Genomic DNA, 15,282 nt, shown 5'->3' with positions numbered 1-15,282 from the left:
ATCAGCGTGGTTTTCAGTGGTGTCATGCTGGCCTCCTATCGTTTCAGTGCCGGACCGGCGTACACGCCGCCGTCTGCGTTTTTCGCAAGGAACATCGTGATCGCGGTGATCGCCTCGGATGCGTACATCGGCTCCGGAAAACGCTGCTGCCGGAAGCAGTCGTTCAGGCGGTGCTGCATGGTGCGTACCTCGCCTTGGGAAACGCGATAGGCAGGCCAGGTGGTGTAAGCCGCCTGAGCATTCGCCTTCTCTAGGATGTTCGGCAGTTCCTGGAGCCGGATGCGCTGGCCCGAGGCCGAATGGCAGGTGGCGCAAGCGAAGTCGTGTGCGCCCCCACGATAGAAGAACAGCTGCTTGCCCGTCTCGTATGCCTGCTTTTCCTTCGGATGCCTGGTCGACACCGCCATCGTGGCGCCGCGCGACTCGGCCGTGATGTAGGCGACGAGCGCTTCGATATCCGACTTCTTGCCGGACGCGCCGAAATGCTGCTTGGTGGCCTCGGCTTTACTGAGTCCCTGCAGGGTCATGCGGCAATGCAGCAAGCGTTGTTCGAGATCCATGACCTTGTCGACGTCCTGGAAGTAGCGCGGCAGTTCGGCATACGCGCCCTTGAGCACGCCCGGCCCTTTGCCGAAGTCACATCGCTCGAGCGAAGCATTCTTCGGACCTGCTTTCTTCTTCCACAATTCCTCACCGCTCATTTCCCACAGCTCGGCGGGGTTGCCGTCGGCTAGCATCTGGCGGTATTTGGCGATCTCGTCGGTTGCCGACGATTGCGCCAACGCCGCGGCGCATATGGCCAGCAGCGGCACTGCGACGAAACCGGAACGCATCCTGGTCATGGCTGTCTCCTTTGAATATGTCTGTGCGGTCTGGCGCCGCGCATGCCTGCGCCCCAGTCCGGGGCGGCTCGTGCTTCAGCTGATGGTGCCTTCGTCGGTCCGGGTGTCGCCGGCGCTGTCGGTCCAGGTCACGCTGACCTTGTCGCCCTTGGCGGCGCCCTTGAACTTGAATGCCAGGAACGGGTCCTTCGACACAGAGGGACCGAAGTTCGCATCCAGCACGACCTTGTCCTTGACTTTCGCCACAAGCGTCTTGATGTAGTGGGCCGGAATCACTTTGCCGGACGCGTCCTTGCGTTGTCCGGTCTCCATGTCATGCCGCATCAAGACCTTCACCTCGACCGTGTCGCCAGCAAGGCTGGCGCGAATACGCATTGGGTCTGCCATGTTCTTTCCTTTCAATGAGCTTGATTGATCAGCCGCCGCAGCCGCCGAGCGTGACCTTGATTTCCTTGCTGGCGACCAGCCATTTTCCGTCGGCGCGCACCAGCGCGTGCACGTTCGAGGTTGCTCCCATCTTGACCCGGGTGGTCACGGCCGCTTCGGTGCCCGCCGGGATATTGAAGCTGGCCGACATGGTGCTCGGATTCTTTTCCACCAGGACCGCCATAAAGTCGGTATTCGGTGCCTTGCTGGCGATCGATACCGGCACCACGGCGCCGTTTTCGGCGATGTCCGGTCCGGTAATCGACACGTCGGTGCTGACCGTGAACTTGTCGCCGCCCAGTTCCTTAACCGCCGCCTCGAGGCTCTTGGCGTCGAAGACCTTCTGGCTCCATTCGGCCGCGAACACGTCGGCCGGTTTCAGCACCCCCGCGGCGAACGCGGCCCCCAGGATCGCGCTGATGCGCATGACATTGCGTCGCTGTTGATTCATACCATCCTCCAATTGTTGAAAACGCTATGCTGCCGGAGCGGCATGCATGCTCACTTCACCTGCGCCATGTACTTGTCGAGGCGATCCTTGCTCATGACGAAGGACTTCGACAAAGCATCCGCCCCCTTCTTCGCCTCCGCCAGATTGACCGGCTTGCCGACCTGGATCACCCCGGCCATGGCCATCATCTTGTGCGGCTCGCACACGTAGACGTAGACACCTTCCTGGTCGAGCTTGACCGAGATTTCCTCGTCCGGCTTGCCTTTCCACGCGGCGGCGCCGGGCGGCGTGACGACCGAGGCGCTGTTGTGCGACGCATCGACCTTGATGAACTTGACGGTGTCGCCCTTGGCGACCTTCAGGAAACCCGGCTCGAAGACCATGGTGCCGTCCTTGCCGGTATTGAGCATCTTGACCTGGTGGTCGGCGGCCATCGCGCCTGCGCAGGCGAGCGATAGGATGAGTCCGGTTACGACATGTTTCATATTGCTACATCTCCGTTAAGTATTGTTAACGGTACGGCTTGCGGCCGTACCGGTTTATTGCGGGGCCAGGATCCAGCCCACCAGCACCTTCAGGTCTTCTTCCTTCACGTGGGCCTGGGGAGGCATCGGGACCGGCCCCCAAGCGCCGCTGCTGCCTTGCCTGATCCTTTCGGCGAGCCGCGCGGGCGCAGCGGCATCGTCCTTGTATTTGGCGCGCACCGCGGCGAAGCTCGGGCCCATGACCTTGTTGTCGATACCGTGGCAAGCCAGGCAGGCGTTCCCCTGCAGCAGGGCGGTCGGCACGGAGCCGGCCGCGGCCTTGGCCGGTGCCGCCGGCGCTGTCACTGCTGCCGGCAACGCAGCTGCACTGGCGGCAGCGCGGGTGGCTGGCGCGGGACGGGTGGTATCGACGCCGCGGGTGGCGCCGAAGCCGCGGGTCTGCAAGGCCAGGTTGCCGTGGGCATTGCGCGCCGCTTCGGGCAGGGCCGACCGGGGCGCCGGATCGACCGGGCAGTTCTTCATGCAGGCCACGCTGCGCACGTCGGGCTTGCCCTTGACATCCCACATCCCGTGCTTCGTCACCATGCCATTGCGGTTAGGTATGCGCGCCTGGGCCTGCGCCATCGTTTTATCGGACAGCACGAAGTCCTCGGGAATGATCTCGCCCATGTTCAGCATGTAGGCGGTCACCGCGTAGACTTCGTCGGTGGTGAGCGACTTCGGAGCGGTCCAGGGCATTGCGCGGTTGATGTAGTCCCAGAGCGTCGAGACGGTGGCGACTTTCATCAGGGTGGTTTTCTGCGGCTGGCGGCCGTTGGCGAGCGCGGCCACCCGGCCGGTCTTGACGTCTTCGGCCGTCGTACCGCCGACCAGCGGCGTGAATACCTCATTCGATTCGCCGAAAGTGCCGTGGCAGGACGCGCATTTGCCTTCCCACACGACCTGGCCGGCCGCCACGGTGCCGGAACCTTTCGGCAAACCCTTGAAGTCGGGCCGCACGTCGATATCCCATGCCGCGACTTCACTGGGCGTCGCTGGGCGCCCAGGCAAGGCCTGGGGGCCGGCGAACACGGCCGCTGTCGCGACCGCCAGCAGCGCACCCGCCGCGAGCTCAATAGACCTGGACATTCGACACCTCCCCCGATTGCGCCACTTGCCAGGACTGGATCGCATTGTTGTGATAGATCGAGCGCGTGCCGCGCACCGCGCGCAGCTCGTTGATCTTTGGCTGGACGTAGCCGGTATCGTCGATTGCCCGCGATTGCAGGATGGTCGGCGCGCCGTTCCATTCCCAGTCGATGTTGAAGCGGGTCAGGCATTTGTCCAGCACCGGTGTTTCCAGCCGTGCCGTGCGCCAGTTGCGTCCGCCGTCGACCGAGACGTCGACCCGCTTGACCTTGCCCCGTCCGGACCAGGCCAGACCCGTAATGTTGTAGAAGCCGGTGTCCAGCAGGCGCTGGCCGGCCGACGGCGTGGTGATCACCGATTTGCACTCCTGGATCGAGGTGTACTGGCGGTAACTGCCGTCGGGCATGGCGTCCATGTAATGGATCGCCTCGTCCTTCGTCGCGTAGGGCTGGTCGCCAACCTCGATCCGGCGCAGCCACTTGACCCAGGAAACGCCCTGGATGCCGGGCACGACCAAGCGCAGCGGGTAGCCGTTCTCCGGACGCAGCATTTCGCCGTTCATGGCCCAGGCGACGATGACGTCGTCGAGCGCCCTGTCGATGGGGATTGTGCGCGTCATCGACGAACCGTCCGCGCCTTCGGCCAGCACGACCTTGGCCTTGCGCTTGTCGTAGCCGCAGTCTTCCAGCAGCACCGACAGCGGCACGCCGGTGAACTCGCTGCAACTGAGCATGCCGTGCGAATACTGCACCGACGGGACGGCCACGTTGCCCCACTCCATGGCGGTATTCGCCCCGCATTCGATGAAATGCATGCGCGACACCGAGGGCATGCGCATCAGGTCATCCATCGTATAGACCTTCGCCTGCCTGACCAGTCCATTGATCATGAAGCGATGCTTGCTCGGATCGATGTCGTGCCATCCCTGGTGGTGGCGTTCGAAGTGCAGACCGGAGGGCGTGATGATCCCGAACAGGCCCTGCAAGGGAGTAAAGGCCACGGAAGCCGCCGACACGCGGGTCAGCCCCGGGGATTCCCGGCGCTGCAGGTTGACCTCGAACTGGGACGGCATCCCGTAAGGCGCCGAGGCCACCGGCTTGCCCAGCGTGCGCGCATGTTCGGGCAGCGTCAGGATATTCAGGTCGCCCTCGCCTGCCTGGGCCAGGACTCCACCACTTGCCATTGCCGCACTGGCTGCGAGAAAGCTGCGGCGCAGAAATCCACGTCGCTCCTCGTTTAGGCCGTGCGCGCTGATGTCATTGATTAGAGAGTGCTCGACAAAATTTTCTGGCGCCTTCACTACACGGCCGAACTTGCGAATCGGGTTACCCATCTACTCCATCCTTACGATGAACAATAAAATTACCGCATGATCATATGCCTATATGAGCATATGATCATATGATCATATAGAAGCTGAGCGCCTTCTACTTCGTCTTACCCGACAACTTATTAGCTTCCTGTCATGAAATTTTCGAGCGCTGCCTGGTCTATCTGGCGGCTTTTCTTCACCTTTTCTGCCATGTGATTGCACACGGTGCGGCACAAGGCGATGGTGTTCTGGTCTTCGATTCGGTAGTACACCTGCGCGCCGTCCTTGCGGCGCCCCAGGATGCGGGCACGGTATAGCATGTTCAGCTGGCGCGAGACGTTTGCCTGGGTTGCCCCAAGTTGCGTCACGATTGCCCCAACCGAACGCTCGCCATTACACAGGGCGTGGAGGATCTTCAAGCGTGTTGGTTCCGAGAGCAGGCTAAAGTAGTTCGAGACTTGTTCGAATACTTCTGCCATCTCCTCCTTGTCGAGATCCACATCCATCGATTCAGTGCGCTGTGAAGTTATAAGCTTATGTGTTTATAAGCATATAACCATTAAGATCGATGTACAGCAAGATATTTCGATGCTGCAAAGCGGCATGCAGTGGCTTGTCGTGGTCCATACCACTATCGCTAACACAAGAGGCTTAGAATTCTCCGTTCGCAGCGCGATCAAGCATCTTCAGCATAGTTGCACGCACCTGCGTGACTCTCGTACGGAGATCGGGTGGCATAGGCCTCCCCAGTTTGATCAGGATGTCCATGTTCATCGCGTAGATCCAGAGGCCGTCGTGCTGCTCTACAACGGAAATCCGGCAGGGAAGGAACGCGGCCATCGCCGGACTGAAGTCGACAATCGCACGTGCAGTATCAGGATCGCAGTACGAGTAGACTTTCAGGAACCTCTGCGCCCGCCCGGAGCGCAGCGCCAGTTCGTTTGAAAGAAACAATTCGCCGACTGGTCGGAGGTTGTCTTCTGCTGCGACACTGGTGAACGCTTCTTCGATCTCCTGGATCGACACGCCAGGAGCGACCTTGCGCGACCAGGTGGCTGCCACAGCGGCATCGCCGCCGGCGTGTACCCACTTGCCAAACACCGTGGCAGCTTCGTGTCCGGCGCCCGGCTCGGTGCGCGCAAGGACGCCCAGGGTATTGCAGCCCGAAATCGTAGCTGCAAACGAAATGACGAGAGTGATATGGCGAATGGAAGGATGCATGAGGTTGTTTCAGCCGGGAATCGTGCCAGCAGCATATTCTTCAGGCAATTCCTGCGCAAGTAATTTGCATGGCTCCATCCGCGAACGCGACCTTGCTGGACATCGACACAGGCATACCCAAGCATGGCCCCTCATCACCATTTACTGTGATCGTGGCTGTCGCGCCTGAGCTTGCGCCAGCTTGTTCCTGCCCCCGGGGACATGCCTACCCCATGCGAAAACCGCTACCGTTCGTCACAGTTCTCCATACGAGTGCAGGCCCGACAGGAACATATTCACGCCGATGAAGGCAAAGGTCGTCACCAGCAGGCCCACCACCGACCACCAGGCGGCGACGCGGCCGCGCAGCCCGTTCATCAGGCGCAGGTGCAGCCAGGCCGCGTAGTTGAGCCAGACGATCAGGGCCCAGGTTTCCTTCGGGTCCCAGGACCAGTAGCCGCCCCAGGCCTCCGCCGCCCACAGCGCGCCCAGGATAGTGGCGACGGTGAAGAAAGCGAAGCCGACCGAGATCGACTTGTACATCACGTCGTCCAGCACTTCCAGGCTGGGGAGGCGGTCGGCCAGGATGCCGTGGGATTTCAGCAGGTAGGCACAGCCGACCATCGCGGCCAGAGCGAAGGTGCCGTAGCCGATGAAGTTGGCCGGCACGTGGATCTTCATCCACCAGCTCTGCAGCGCCGGCACCAGGGGCTGGATTTGGGCGGCATCGCGCGACACCGTGTACCAGAGTAGAAAGACGACCGCTGCCGCGATGATCAATAGGACGAAGGCGCCCAACTGGAGCGTGGCGTAGCGCTCCTCGTAATACAGGTGGAACAGCGCGGTGATCAGCGCGAATAGGATGAACACTTCGTACAGGTTCGACACCGGAATGTGGCCGACGTCCGCACCCATCAGGTAGGACTCGAACCAGCGCACCGCCATGCCGGTGAAACCCAGGACCACGGCGGCCCAGCACAGGCGGGAGCCGAGCGCACTGCTTGCGTGCGAGCGTGCCAGCATGCCGATCCAGTAGAACACGGTCGAGAACACGAACAGCACGCTCATCCAGAGGATCGCCGACTGGCTCGACAGCATGTATTTCAGGAAGAAATTTTGTTCTGCCGCTGCCAGTGAACCGTCGTAGAGCGACACGGCCCACAAGGACAAGAGCGCAGACAGCGGGAACAGCCAGCGTACCGGCTTCCAGTGCCAGCCGAGCGCGGCCAGCGTCGGCGCGGTCAGCAACAGGATCGCGCGCTCGTAGCCATCCATGAAAGCGGCATAACGGTTCAGCGTGAACAGCGCAGCGGCCAGCAGGCCGGCGCCAAACATCCAGTCAAAGCCCGTCAGACGACGAAAATAGCCGGGTGCCACCTTGTAGGCGGCGCCCGGATTCGGTTGGGATGCTTCCATGCTTGTCTCCATCAATCATTGTTATAATTGCGCCTTGTTGGCGCACACTAGCGAGTGCTTCTCGATGTCGGCCTTCCTAAGCAGGGACTTCGCCGCCACCGAAAGCGCGACAATTCACGCGGCTCAGCACAGACTCCGCCGCCGGCAAGACCACCGCCTGGCGATTACACGGCTTTTCTCGCGACCAGGCCGACGAGTGCCGAACGCCCTGCGTGTTGCGTTCCTTCGTCAAGATTTGCCTCGTATTCCCGCAACTCGACAATGTCCAGAGCACCGAGTTCCGTGCCCAGCATTTCCTCGGTATAAAGATTCTCCAACACCCCAGGACCGCCTGTCTTGTATTCGAGCTGCTTGGGCGTATATCCCTGCAAAATCAGGATGCCGCCCGGCTTCAGCGTGGCGATGATGTTTTCGAACAAGCGAGCCCGCAGTGCCGGGTCGGCAAACTGAACGAAGATCGCAGCGACCATGTCGTAATATGCCGGCTTCCAGCTCCAGGCATCGCAATCGGCAATGTGGAAGTCCACCGCCACCTGCGCATCGCTGGCAAGCAGCCTTGCCTTGCCGACGGCCACTGACGAGACATCGAAGGCGTCCACGCTCAGGCCCTGGCGGGCGAGCCAGACGCTGTTACGCCCCTCCCCGTCTGCGACCGCCAGCACCCGCATCCCCGGCCGGAGCATGTGCCGCTGGCTGGCCAGGTAGTCGTTGGGCGCCGTCCCAAAAAGGAATTCAGGTGTGCCGTAGCGCTGGTCCCACAGGCTTGCCGCCGTTGCCGCTGTATCGTCCGTCATCGCATTCCTTGTCGTTCAGCAGGCTCGCCGCAGTCTGACCTGTCATGTACTGTTCATCATCCGGGATGTGCAGCGCTCACCCGGCCGTGAGGGGCGAACGCTGCATGCGTCAGACGCTATGCGGCAAACCCAGGTTCTGGTTCGCCGGCACGGCGACGTCGATCCGTTTCGGTTTTGGCAGGTTCAACTCGCCCATCAACTGGACGAACTCGTCGCGGCTGCGGTTGGACAGCCGCGCGTTGTGCTGCTTCTCCCAACCGATCGTCGATACCACCTGCCCCTTGTAGTCGTGCCCCGGCCACATCAACATGTCGTCTGGAAGCGAAAACAGCTTTTTCGTCACGCTGTCGAACAAGGCGTCGGCGCTGCCGCTCTGGAAATCGGTACGGCCGCACCCGTTGATCAAAAGGGTGTCGCCGGTGAACACGTTGTTGCGCCACACATAGCTCATGCTTCCTCCGGTATGGCCGGGTGTATGCAAGACCAGGATTTCTTCGCTGCCGAAGCGAAGCACATCGCCGTCCTTCAACTGGATGTCGGCAGGCGGGATACCGCAGCCGCTCGGGACCGCCGCCTTTGCGCCGGTCAGCTCGCGCAGTTTGCCGGCCGACGTGACGTGATCCGCATGCGCGTGTGTCTCGAGGACGTAGGCCAACTTCAGGTCGAGGCGCCGCAGGTGCGCCAGGTCGCGCTCCCAGTGCTCGTCGACAGGGTCGATCAACACAGCCTCGGCACCAGCCTGGGTCGCGAGAATATAGGTAAAGGTCGAAGACTCGGGGTCAAACAGCTGAATTGGTCTGAGATTCATGGCAGTTCTCCTTGAATAGGATGAGCGCCGCATGGGCGGCTAGAATTATCGGTACAGCACCTTGGCGATCATGCCCACCGCGACGAGTGCCGACACAGCGGCAAAACCGATCTGCAACTGCGGACCGGCGAGCCGGTCCGATACAATGCGGCCGCCCAGCATGCCGGCCAGCGCCCCTGCGGCAAACGGCAGGGCCACCGCCCAAGTCATCGAGCCGGCAAACGCACTTGATGCTACGCCAGTCACCGACACCAGGGCGATCACCGCCAGCGAAGTCGCCACGGTCGATTGCATATCCAGATTGGTATACCGCTGCAGCGCAGGCACCATCACGAAGCCGCCGCCAACACCGAGCAGGCCGGACAGCAAGCCCGCGACCGTGCCGGACAGGGCGAGCGAACGCGCGCAACGCGCAGTCCAGACAAAGCGGCCTGTGCCGCTGTCACGCATACATGGCTGCTCGAGGTCGTCGGCACTGTCCTGGCGGACGGCCTGCTTACTGGTGGCACGCCGGAATGTCTTAAACGCCACAAACAACAGGACCAGTGCGAACAGTACGCTGAGCCAGCGATTGTCGATACGGTGCGCAAGCCACAAGCCGACTGGCGACAATAGCATCCCTGTCGCCGAGATCAGGACGGCGGCCCGGTAGCGTACGATCCCGGCTTTTAAACCCAGGATGGCGCCGAGGGCCGCAGCCATGCCGACCGCCAGCAGGCCAATCGGACCGGCCTGGGCAACCCCCATCTGCATGCCAAAGACGAGCAGCGGCACCGCGAGAATGCCGCCGCCGGCACCAGTGAGCGCAAGCACCACGCCAACCACTAGACCAAGCCCCAGACTGATCAGCATGACGTTGCCCTCACCGTGGCGTTGCGGTTACGCACGCTGCTTGCTTGGGGCAGCTGGCAGGCGCTCCAGCAGCTCGAAGATCGCCATCCCGGCCAGCAGTGCGCCGGTAAAGATGAGCGGCTTCTCACCACCGCCGACCAGCGACACCAGCGCCGGCCCCGGGCAATAGCCCGCCAGGCCCCAGCCCACCCCAAAGGTCAGGCCGCCGAAGACCAGGCGCCGGTCGATCTGCGTGGCGGTTGGCAAGCGCATGGCATCGCCGAGCAGCGACTTTTGGCGTCCGGCGGCAAAATGGAAGGCGATCAGGCCGACTGCAATCGCTCCGCCCATGACGAATGCCAGCGAAGGATCCCAATTGCCGGCCAGGTCGAGGAAGTTCAGGACTTTCGCCGGGTCGGCCATGCCCGACACAAGCAGACCGATACCGAAGACAAGCCCGACGATCAATGCCATTACGATTTGCATGAAAAATTCTCCTTAAACCATTAGGTGACGCACGACATACACGGTGACGAATCCGGCCAGCATGAAGCTCGCCGTGGCGACCAGGGAACGCGGCGAACGCCGCGACAGGCCACATACGCCGTGGCCGCTTGTGCACCCTGCCCCATAGCGCGTGCCTAGGCCGACCAGCAATCCGGCGACGACCAGCGTTCCGGTGCCGGCCTCGATGCGGGCCTCCGGCAGGGTGGCAAACATCCCGTACACCAAAGGTGCACCGAGCAGTCCCCCAAGAAACGCGACACGCCAGGCGATGTCGCCCCGAAGTGGTCGCAGCAAGCCGCCGAGCACGCCGCTGATGCCAGCAATCCGCCCGTTGAACAGTACAAACAGTGCGGCCGATAGACCGATCAGCAAGCCGCCGAACAGCGACGCCCACGGCGTGAACTCGCTCCAGTTGATGGTCATGATTTACTCTCCTTAAGCGTTTTACAGTACAGCTCGTATAGAACTTCCATCACTGCCATCGCGTCCTTGCTCGCGATGGTGTAATAGATCTGCTTGCCCTCCCGGCGTGTATTGACCAGCTGCTCATCACGCAGCACGCCAAGCTGTTGCGAGAGCGTCGGTTGGCGAATGCCGGTCAAGGCTTCGAGCTCGCTGACACAGAACTCCCCTTGGGTCATCTGGCAAAGCAGCAGCAGGCGGTCGGGATTGCCCAGCGCCTTCAACAGGCCGCAAGCCTGCTCCGCGGCGCGGCGCATCGATTCGATATCGATGCCGTCGGCAGGACACAGCCCTTTTTCTTCATCCGTTGTCAGCATCCTACTCACCATTCAAAATACATTTTCATAGTATATCGTGTATCGAACTATTTTCAAGTATATTGTCACTTGTGTCGGCGATCGGCGACATTGTGTGTGCGTGCCGGATCGGGAGTCAGGCGTATGCTTAGAAATGTCACCTGAATTGCTGCAGGCGAGGAATTGATAACACGACAATTTTTGACCTTCCTTGATCCGCATGGCCGGGCAGCGGCGCTCCTTCTGGCGGCTGTCAGCTCGTAAGCACAGTTGGTCAGACGGAAAAATCAACCATCCAGGAGATCCCATGAAATTCAAGCAGCTCAGCCCGGACCTCGCGGTCTCGCAACAGGTTCAACTTGAGGACATCCCCGCCTTGGCACAAGACGGTTTTCGTTCAATTATCTGCAACCGGCCGGATGGCGAAGGACCAGACCAGCCTGCGTTCAGCCAGATCGAGCAGGAGGCTGCACGGTTCGGCATAGAAGCAAGGTATCTTCCTGCGGCACCTGACAATGTCACCGACACCCATGCGGCCGCGTTCAAGCTACTGATGGCCGAATTGCCAAAGCCGGTACTCGGCTATTGCCGCACCGGGCGGCGCTCGACGTCGATGTGGGCGCTTTCCCGTGCAGGGGAGGAATCACCCGCCAAGTTGCTGGAGGCGGCCTCGCAGGCCGGCTACGATCTCGGCGCACTCGCGCCACGCCTTGAAAAAAAATAACCCGGAGGTAGACATGTCCGCATCACATGAGGTGCTCATCGTCGGCGGCGGCGCGGCCGGTATCGCAGTGGGGGCCAGTCTGCAAGCGCGGCTGCCCGGCATCGACATCGCCATCATCGAACCTGCCACCACCCACTTTTACCAGCCTGGCTGGACCATGGTCGGGGCTGGGATTTTCAAGGCCGGCGATACCGCGCACGACATGGCTTCGGTCATGCCGCGCGGAGTTCGCTGGATCAAGGCCGCGGCTGCCGAGTTCGCACCGGAACGCAACGCAGTGGTACTTGCCGACGGCAGCGAGGTGGCTTACCGCAGCCTCGTGGTCTGCCCGGGCTTGAAGCTCGACTGGCAAGGCATCGAGGGCCTGGCCGATGCGCTTGGCCGCAATGGCGTCACGTCGAACTACCGCTTCGACCTGGCGCCCTATACCTGGGAACTGGTCCAGCAGTTGCGGCGCGGCCGCTTCCTGTTCACCCAACCCGCCATGCCAATCAAGTGCGCAGGAGCGCCCCAGAAAGCGATGTATCTGTCGGCGGACCACTGGAAACGTACAGGTGTGCTTGACGAAATCGATATCGACTTCTGCTCCGCCGGCGCAGTGCTGTTCGGTGTCGCGGACTATGTGCCGGCACTCATGGAATACGTGCAGGCCTACGGAATCGGGCTCAACTTCGGCGAGAACCTGACCGCGATCGACGGCGAAAGCAAGCGGGCTACTTTCACCCGGACAGGGGCCGACGGCGTCAAGCAGACGGTCGTCAGGGACTTCGACCTGATCCATGTGGTGCCGCCCCAGGTCGCTCCAGATTTCCTCCGCAGCAGCCCGTTGGCCGACGCTGCCGGATGGGCAGACGTCGACCCTGCCAGTTTGCGGCACCGGCGCTATGACAACATATTTGCGCTTGGGGATGCATGCAATACCAGTAATGCCAAAACCGCTGCGGCTGCGCGCAAGCAGGCTCCGGTAGTGGCGCACAACCTCCTCGCCCAGCTGGGCAAGGCCCAGGGGACGGCGAGCTACGACGGTTACGGTTCCTGCCCGCTAACCGTGGAACGGGGCAAGATCGTTCTTGCCGAATTTACCTATGGCGGAAAGCTCGCACCGAGCTTCCCGCCCTGGCTGATCGACGGCACCAGGCCGTCGCGCCTGGCCTGGCACTTGAAAAAAGACATCCTTCCAGCACTGTACTGGGATGGCATGCTCAAGGGACGCGAATGGATGGCGCGGCCCCAGACAACGCAAGCGTGAAGCTGACATAGCAAGCGCTTCGGCTTGAGGGACGCGCTCGCTTCTCAGGGGAAACTGGAGATGGCGAATCGAAACCATTTCGGCAGCCGAGGCGAAGCCTGGGTACTGATCCAGGTCCTGCTATTTGCCCTGTTCCTGCTGACGCCCCAAATCGGGCCGGCCTGGCCTGCGCCGACGGTATTCCGCTTCTTCGGAGCGGCCGCTGTACTGATCGGAATCGCCGTTCTTGGCAGTAGTGCCGTCTCGCTCGGGAAATCGCTCACCCCCTTCCCGCGGCCCTTACCTACGGCAGAACTCGTCACGAATGGCGCCTACCGTCTCGTGCGGCATCCTATCTATTTCGGCCTGCTGCTGGCTGCGCTCGGGATTTCCTTATTTACCTTGAGTCCCTTACGCCTTTTATTGACGTTGCTACTGGGCGTGTTTTTCGACTGCAAGGCAACGCGCGAAGAAAAGTGGTTGCTGGAGCGTTATCCCGGTTACCCCGCATATCAGGCAAGGGTCAGAAAACTGGTGCCCTACCTTTATTGAGTCCCAAGTACGGGTGCGCTGTATATACGTGCGCAAGCGACTGTGCTGGCCCGACACGATCGGCTTGCAGTTGAATGAGCGCGCCAGTCTAACCTCAACCGTGTTAACGTAATCTTCATTCCTTGACCGGGCGCAGGCTGGCAGTGCGCTCCGTATCTGGCGTATTTCATCGAGATCCTGGCGTCAGTGTGGCTGGCCGCCGCACTGCAATTTACTGGAAATCATTGACGTGATTATCTACAAATGAGGAGTTCGCAATGAAGTTGAATGTACCTACCGCAGCAGTAGTTTTTTTCGTCGCACTCGGGAGCGGATGCGCGACTGCGCAGTCAGGATCGCCGCCCAAGACCACGCCAGAAGGCGAGGCAAAATATGGCGATACCAAAATGCTCGAAGCTGGTGCGAAGATCCTGCAGAGCAATGCGCCTCTTAAAGGATTCGATGTGTATATGGACGGATTCCATCCGATGAAGGACAAGCCGGAAATGCAGATGGAGGCGCACCATTACTGCCATCAGATGAACGAGGGGAGAATAGGGAAAACGGAAAAAATCGGGCGCTAAGCCCTGTTACCGATTCTTGAAGTCCGCAGCGNCCGATATTTTTCTCATCAACCTTCTTGCTCTTCCTTCAAATGTAATATCCGGTCCCGTAGATGTGCTCCCAGGCCAACGAGGACACGAAACTGCAGCATACTGGCGTCGGGGAGCTGCCAGGACCGCGCGCAACCTGTGTCGCCCGCTCCAGAAACACCGCATGCCAAAGAACGATGGCGCCCGTCACCAGGTTTAAGCCGCGGTCGCACATATCACCTAAGAGACGGTTTAATAACTCACCGGAAACGCATCCGGTGCAGTAATGAAGAGCCGAGCGCGATGAAAATCATCGCTTCCGACACATCAAGGCGCTGCTCGTAGTCCCGGACAAGACGGCGATAGCGCATCAGCCATGCAAACGTGCGCTCGACGACCCAGCGTCGCGGTTGTACCTGAAAGCCGTCCTGGCCCTGTAAGCCACGTACGACTTCGACGGTAAAGTCGAGATAGGCTGCCTTGTCGAGCAAGGTGCGTCGGTCGTAAGCCGCATCGCCGAACAGATGCTTGACCCATGGCCAACGCTTGACTAAAGCATCGAGGACCGATTGCGCACCTGTTGAATCGGCGATGTCGGCAGGCGTCAGATTCACTGCCAGCAGTCGCCCGTCGGTATCGACCGCGATATGTCGTTTGCGGCCGCTGATCTTCTTGTGTGCGTCGTAGCCGCGCTCACGTGCGCCTGGTGCCTTGACGGACTGGCTGTCGACGATGCCGGCCGAGGGGACGACTTCGCGCTGTTCGCACATTCGGTCCAGCATCAATGCCAGATCGTGGATCGTTCGGAAGAGGAAGCGTCGCACTAGCCGACGGAACCAGTAATACACCGTTTGATAGGGAGGAAAATCGTTTGGCAACATGCGCCATTCGCAGCCCGAACGGACCAGATAACGAAGTGCATTGATCACCTGGCGAAGTTCCGTCCTGCGGGGGCGACCAGTACGAGCAGCGCCCGGCAGTAATGGCTCGATGAGTTTCCATTCCTGATCACTCACATCAGTAGGATAACCCTTGCGCTCCTTGGGAACCCGGACCTTATGCCGTGTTCGTTGCTCTGCTGTCCACATGGCGTACTCCTATCGAAGAGGACCATTTGGACATCATAGTTGCTTCCGAGTTTTCAAACCGTCTCTAAGCGATGAATCAAGACCGCTCTGGCAAGCGCATTGCGCGACTGCTTGCCAAGCGTATCAGACTGTAACTTTCTGCAATACCACCAAGTTTCTC

The 15,282-nt window shown here is 60.9% G+C and carries 19 protein-coding genes and 1 pseudogene; 3 read left to right on the top strand and 17 right to left on the bottom strand.

The features are described 5' to 3' along the window. Nucleotides 1-35: 35 nt before the first annotated feature. The 15 genes from soxA to YWC_RS0126190 form a co-directional block, all read right to left on the bottom strand. Nucleotides 36-833 carry a sulfur oxidation c-type cytochrome SoxA gene (gene soxA / locus YWC_RS0126260; protein WP_027868018.1) on the bottom strand — a complete coding sequence of 266 codons (798 nt, stop codon included), beginning with the start codon at nucleotides 831-833 and terminating at the stop codon, nucleotides 36-38. An 84-nt stretch (nucleotides 834-917) separates the two neighbouring features. Next, the gene (soxZ, locus tag YWC_RS0126255) at nucleotides 918-1,229 is read right to left on the bottom strand and encodes a thiosulfate oxidation carrier complex protein SoxZ (RefSeq protein ID WP_027868017.1); all 312 of its coding nucleotides are present in this window, start codon (nucleotides 1,227-1,229) and stop codon (nucleotides 918-920) included. Nucleotides 1,230-1,257: 28 nt separating this feature from the next. Continuing rightward, nucleotides 1,258-1,719 carry a thiosulfate oxidation carrier protein SoxY gene (gene soxY, locus YWC_RS0126250; protein WP_027868016.1) on the bottom strand — a complete coding sequence of 154 codons (462 nt, stop codon included), beginning with the start codon at nucleotides 1,717-1,719 and terminating at the stop codon, nucleotides 1,258-1,260. A 50-nt stretch (nucleotides 1,720-1,769) separates the two neighbouring features. Beyond that, nucleotides 1,770-2,204: a pseudoazurin gene (locus YWC_RS0126245; protein WP_027868015.1), complete on the bottom strand. Its 435-nt coding sequence runs from the start codon at nucleotides 2,202-2,204 to the stop codon at nucleotides 1,770-1,772. A gap of 54 nt (nucleotides 2,205-2,258) precedes the next feature. Further along, on the bottom strand, nucleotides 2,259-3,332 hold the full coding sequence (locus tag YWC_RS0126240) for a c-type cytochrome (RefSeq protein WP_027868014.1): 1,074 nt from the start codon (nucleotides 3,330-3,332) through the stop codon (nucleotides 2,259-2,261). Further along, nucleotides 3,316-4,665 carry a sulfite dehydrogenase gene (gene soxC / locus YWC_RS0126235; protein WP_027868013.1) on the bottom strand — a complete coding sequence of 450 codons (1,350 nt, stop codon included), beginning with the start codon at nucleotides 4,663-4,665 and terminating at the stop codon, nucleotides 3,316-3,318. The genes YWC_RS0126240 and soxC overlap by 17 nt, the downstream gene beginning before the upstream one ends. Nucleotides 4,666-4,784: 119 nt before the next feature. Then, the gene (locus YWC_RS31040) at nucleotides 4,785-5,150 is read right to left on the bottom strand and encodes an ArsR/SmtB family transcription factor (RefSeq protein WP_036216237.1); all 366 of its coding nucleotides are present in this window, start codon (nucleotides 5,148-5,150) and stop codon (nucleotides 4,785-4,787) included. Nucleotides 5,151-5,295: 145 nt separating this feature from the next. Continuing rightward, entirely contained in the window at nucleotides 5,296-5,865 is a 570-nt protein-coding gene (locus YWC_RS0126225; protein WP_027868012.1) for a DUF302 domain-containing protein, read from the bottom strand. 234 nt (nucleotides 5,866-6,099) lie between these two features. Further along, complete coding sequence (gene ccsB, locus YWC_RS0126220; RefSeq protein ID WP_027868011.1) at nucleotides 6,100-7,260, bottom strand: c-type cytochrome biogenesis protein CcsB; 1,161 nt, start codon at nucleotides 7,258-7,260, stop codon at nucleotides 6,100-6,102. A gap of 164 nt (nucleotides 7,261-7,424) precedes the next feature. Then, nucleotides 7,425-8,054: a class I SAM-dependent methyltransferase gene (locus YWC_RS0126215; RefSeq protein WP_027868010.1), complete on the bottom strand. Its 630-nt coding sequence runs from the start codon at nucleotides 8,052-8,054 to the stop codon at nucleotides 7,425-7,427. Between the two features lie 109 nt (nucleotides 8,055-8,163). Continuing rightward, on the bottom strand, nucleotides 8,164-8,862 hold the full coding sequence (locus YWC_RS0126210) for an MBL fold metallo-hydrolase (protein WP_027868009.1): 699 nt from the start codon (nucleotides 8,860-8,862) through the stop codon (nucleotides 8,164-8,166). 45 nt (nucleotides 8,863-8,907) lie between these two features. Then, complete coding sequence (locus YWC_RS0126205; RefSeq protein ID WP_027868008.1) at nucleotides 8,908-9,714, bottom strand: sulfite exporter TauE/SafE family protein; 807 nt, start codon at nucleotides 9,712-9,714, stop codon at nucleotides 8,908-8,910. A 27-nt stretch (nucleotides 9,715-9,741) separates the two neighbouring features. After that, nucleotides 9,742-10,179 (bottom strand): YeeE/YedE family protein, encoded by a 438-nt coding sequence (locus YWC_RS0126200; protein ID WP_027868007.1) that lies wholly within the window; start codon nucleotides 10,177-10,179, stop codon nucleotides 9,742-9,744. A 12-nt stretch (nucleotides 10,180-10,191) separates the two neighbouring features. Next, the gene (locus tag YWC_RS0126195; protein WP_027868006.1) at nucleotides 10,192-10,623 is read right to left on the bottom strand and encodes a YeeE/YedE family protein; all 432 of its coding nucleotides are present in this window, start codon (nucleotides 10,621-10,623) and stop codon (nucleotides 10,192-10,194) included. Continuing rightward, on the bottom strand, nucleotides 10,620-10,979 hold the full coding sequence (locus YWC_RS0126190; RefSeq protein WP_051306780.1) for an ArsR/SmtB family transcription factor: 360 nt from the start codon (nucleotides 10,977-10,979) through the stop codon (nucleotides 10,620-10,622). The genes YWC_RS0126195 and YWC_RS0126190 overlap by 4 nt, the downstream gene beginning before the upstream one ends. Before the next feature lie 286 nt (nucleotides 10,980-11,265). Between YWC_RS0126190 and YWC_RS31035 the strand changes: the two are divergent. The 3 genes and pseudogenes from YWC_RS31035 (at nucleotide 11,266) to YWC_RS33210 (ending at nucleotide 14,025) form a co-directional block, all read left to right on the top strand. Next, a pseudogene (locus tag YWC_RS31035) lies at nucleotides 11,266-12,931 on the top strand (bifunctional protein tyrosine phosphatase family protein/NAD(P)/FAD-dependent oxidoreductase). Between the two features lie 60 nt (nucleotides 12,932-12,991). Continuing rightward, nucleotides 12,992-13,462, top strand: coding sequence for a methyltransferase family protein (locus YWC_RS0126180; protein ID WP_036216234.1), 471 nt, complete (start codon nucleotides 12,992-12,994; stop codon nucleotides 13,460-13,462). 257 nt (nucleotides 13,463-13,719) lie between these two features. Further along, nucleotides 13,720-14,025, top strand: coding sequence for a DUF1264 domain-containing protein (locus YWC_RS33210; RefSeq protein WP_156923915.1), 306 nt, complete (start codon nucleotides 13,720-13,722; stop codon nucleotides 14,023-14,025). Nucleotides 14,026-14,092: 67 nt separating this feature from the next. Here the strand turns inward: YWC_RS33210 and YWC_RS34260 are convergent, their stop codons facing one another. Further along, entirely contained in the window at nucleotides 14,093-14,269 is a 177-nt protein-coding gene (locus YWC_RS34260) for a Tn3 family transposase (RefSeq protein ID WP_136223706.1), read from the bottom strand. A gap of 25 nt (nucleotides 14,270-14,294) precedes the next feature. Next, nucleotides 14,295-15,122 (bottom strand): IS5 family transposase, encoded by an 828-nt coding sequence (locus tag YWC_RS0126170; protein ID WP_027868003.1) that lies wholly within the window; start codon nucleotides 15,120-15,122, stop codon nucleotides 14,295-14,297. Between the last annotated feature and the right edge of the window lie 160 nt (nucleotides 15,123-15,282).

It is taken from the genome of Massilia alkalitolerans DSM 17462, assembly GCF_000427785.1.
GTDB classification, from domain to species: Bacteria; Pseudomonadota; Gammaproteobacteria; order Burkholderiales; family Burkholderiaceae_D; genus Telluria; species Telluria alkalitolerans.
The sequence above is the reverse complement of the archived record's forward strand: the minus strand, read 5'-3'. Positions and strand labels throughout refer to the sequence as shown.

Coding starts and splice junctions, on each gene's coding strand:
- soxA (WP_027868018.1), bottom strand. CDS start 833: ATGCGTTCCGGTTTCGTCGCAGTGCCGCTGCTGGCCATATGCGCCGCG.
- soxZ (WP_027868017.1), bottom strand. CDS start 1,229: ATGGCAGACCCAATGCGTATTCGCGCCAGCCTTGCTGGCGACACGGTC.
- soxY (WP_027868016.1), bottom strand. CDS start 1,719: ATGAATCAACAGCGACGCAATGTCATGCGCATCAGCGCGATCCTGGGG.
- YWC_RS0126245 (WP_027868015.1), bottom strand. CDS start 2,204: ATGAAACATGTCGTAACCGGACTCATCCTATCGCTCGCCTGCGCAGGC.
- YWC_RS0126240 (WP_027868014.1), bottom strand. CDS start 3,332: ATGTCCAGGTCTATTGAGCTCGCGGCGGGTGCGCTGCTGGCGGTCGCG.
- soxC (WP_027868013.1), bottom strand. CDS start 4,665: ATGGGTAACCCGATTCGCAAGTTCGGCCGTGTAGTGAAGGCGCCAGAA.
- YWC_RS31040 (WP_036216237.1), bottom strand. CDS start 5,150: ATGGATGTGGATCTCGACAAGGAGGAGATGGCAGAAGTATTCGAACAA.
- YWC_RS0126225 (WP_027868012.1), bottom strand. CDS start 5,865: ATGCATCCTTCCATTCGCCATATCACTCTCGTCATTTCGTTTGCAGCT.
- ccsB (WP_027868011.1), bottom strand. CDS start 7,260: ATGGAAGCATCCCAACCGAATCCGGGCGCCGCCTACAAGGTGGCACCC.
- YWC_RS0126215 (WP_027868010.1), bottom strand. CDS start 8,054: ATGACGGACGATACAGCGGCAACGGCGGCAAGCCTGTGGGACCAGCGC.
- YWC_RS0126210 (WP_027868009.1), bottom strand. CDS start 8,862: ATGAATCTCAGACCAATTCAGCTGTTTGACCCCGAGTCTTCGACCTTT.
- YWC_RS0126205 (WP_027868008.1), bottom strand. CDS start 9,714: ATGCTGATCAGTCTGGGGCTTGGTCTAGTGGTTGGCGTGGTGCTTGCG.
- YWC_RS0126200 (WP_027868007.1), bottom strand. CDS start 10,179: ATGCAAATCGTAATGGCATTGATCGTCGGGCTTGTCTTCGGTATCGGT.
- YWC_RS0126195 (WP_027868006.1), bottom strand. CDS start 10,623: ATGACCATCAACTGGAGCGAGTTCACGCCGTGGGCGTCGCTGTTCGGC.
- YWC_RS0126190 (WP_051306780.1), bottom strand. CDS start 10,979: ATGCTGACAACGGATGAAGAAAAAGGGCTGTGTCCTGCCGACGGCATC.
- YWC_RS0126180 (WP_036216234.1), top strand. CDS start 12,992: ATGGCGAATCGAAACCATTTCGGCAGCCGAGGCGAAGCCTGGGTACTG.
- YWC_RS33210 (WP_156923915.1), top strand. CDS start 13,720: ATGAAGTTGAATGTACCTACCGCAGCAGTAGTTTTTTTCGTCGCACTC.
- YWC_RS34260 (WP_136223706.1), bottom strand. CDS start 14,269: ATGTGCGACCGCGGCTTAAACCTGGTGACGGGCGCCATCGTTCTTTGG.
- YWC_RS0126170 (WP_027868003.1), bottom strand. CDS start 15,122: ATGTGGACAGCAGAGCAACGAACACGGCATAAGGTCCGGGTTCCCAAG.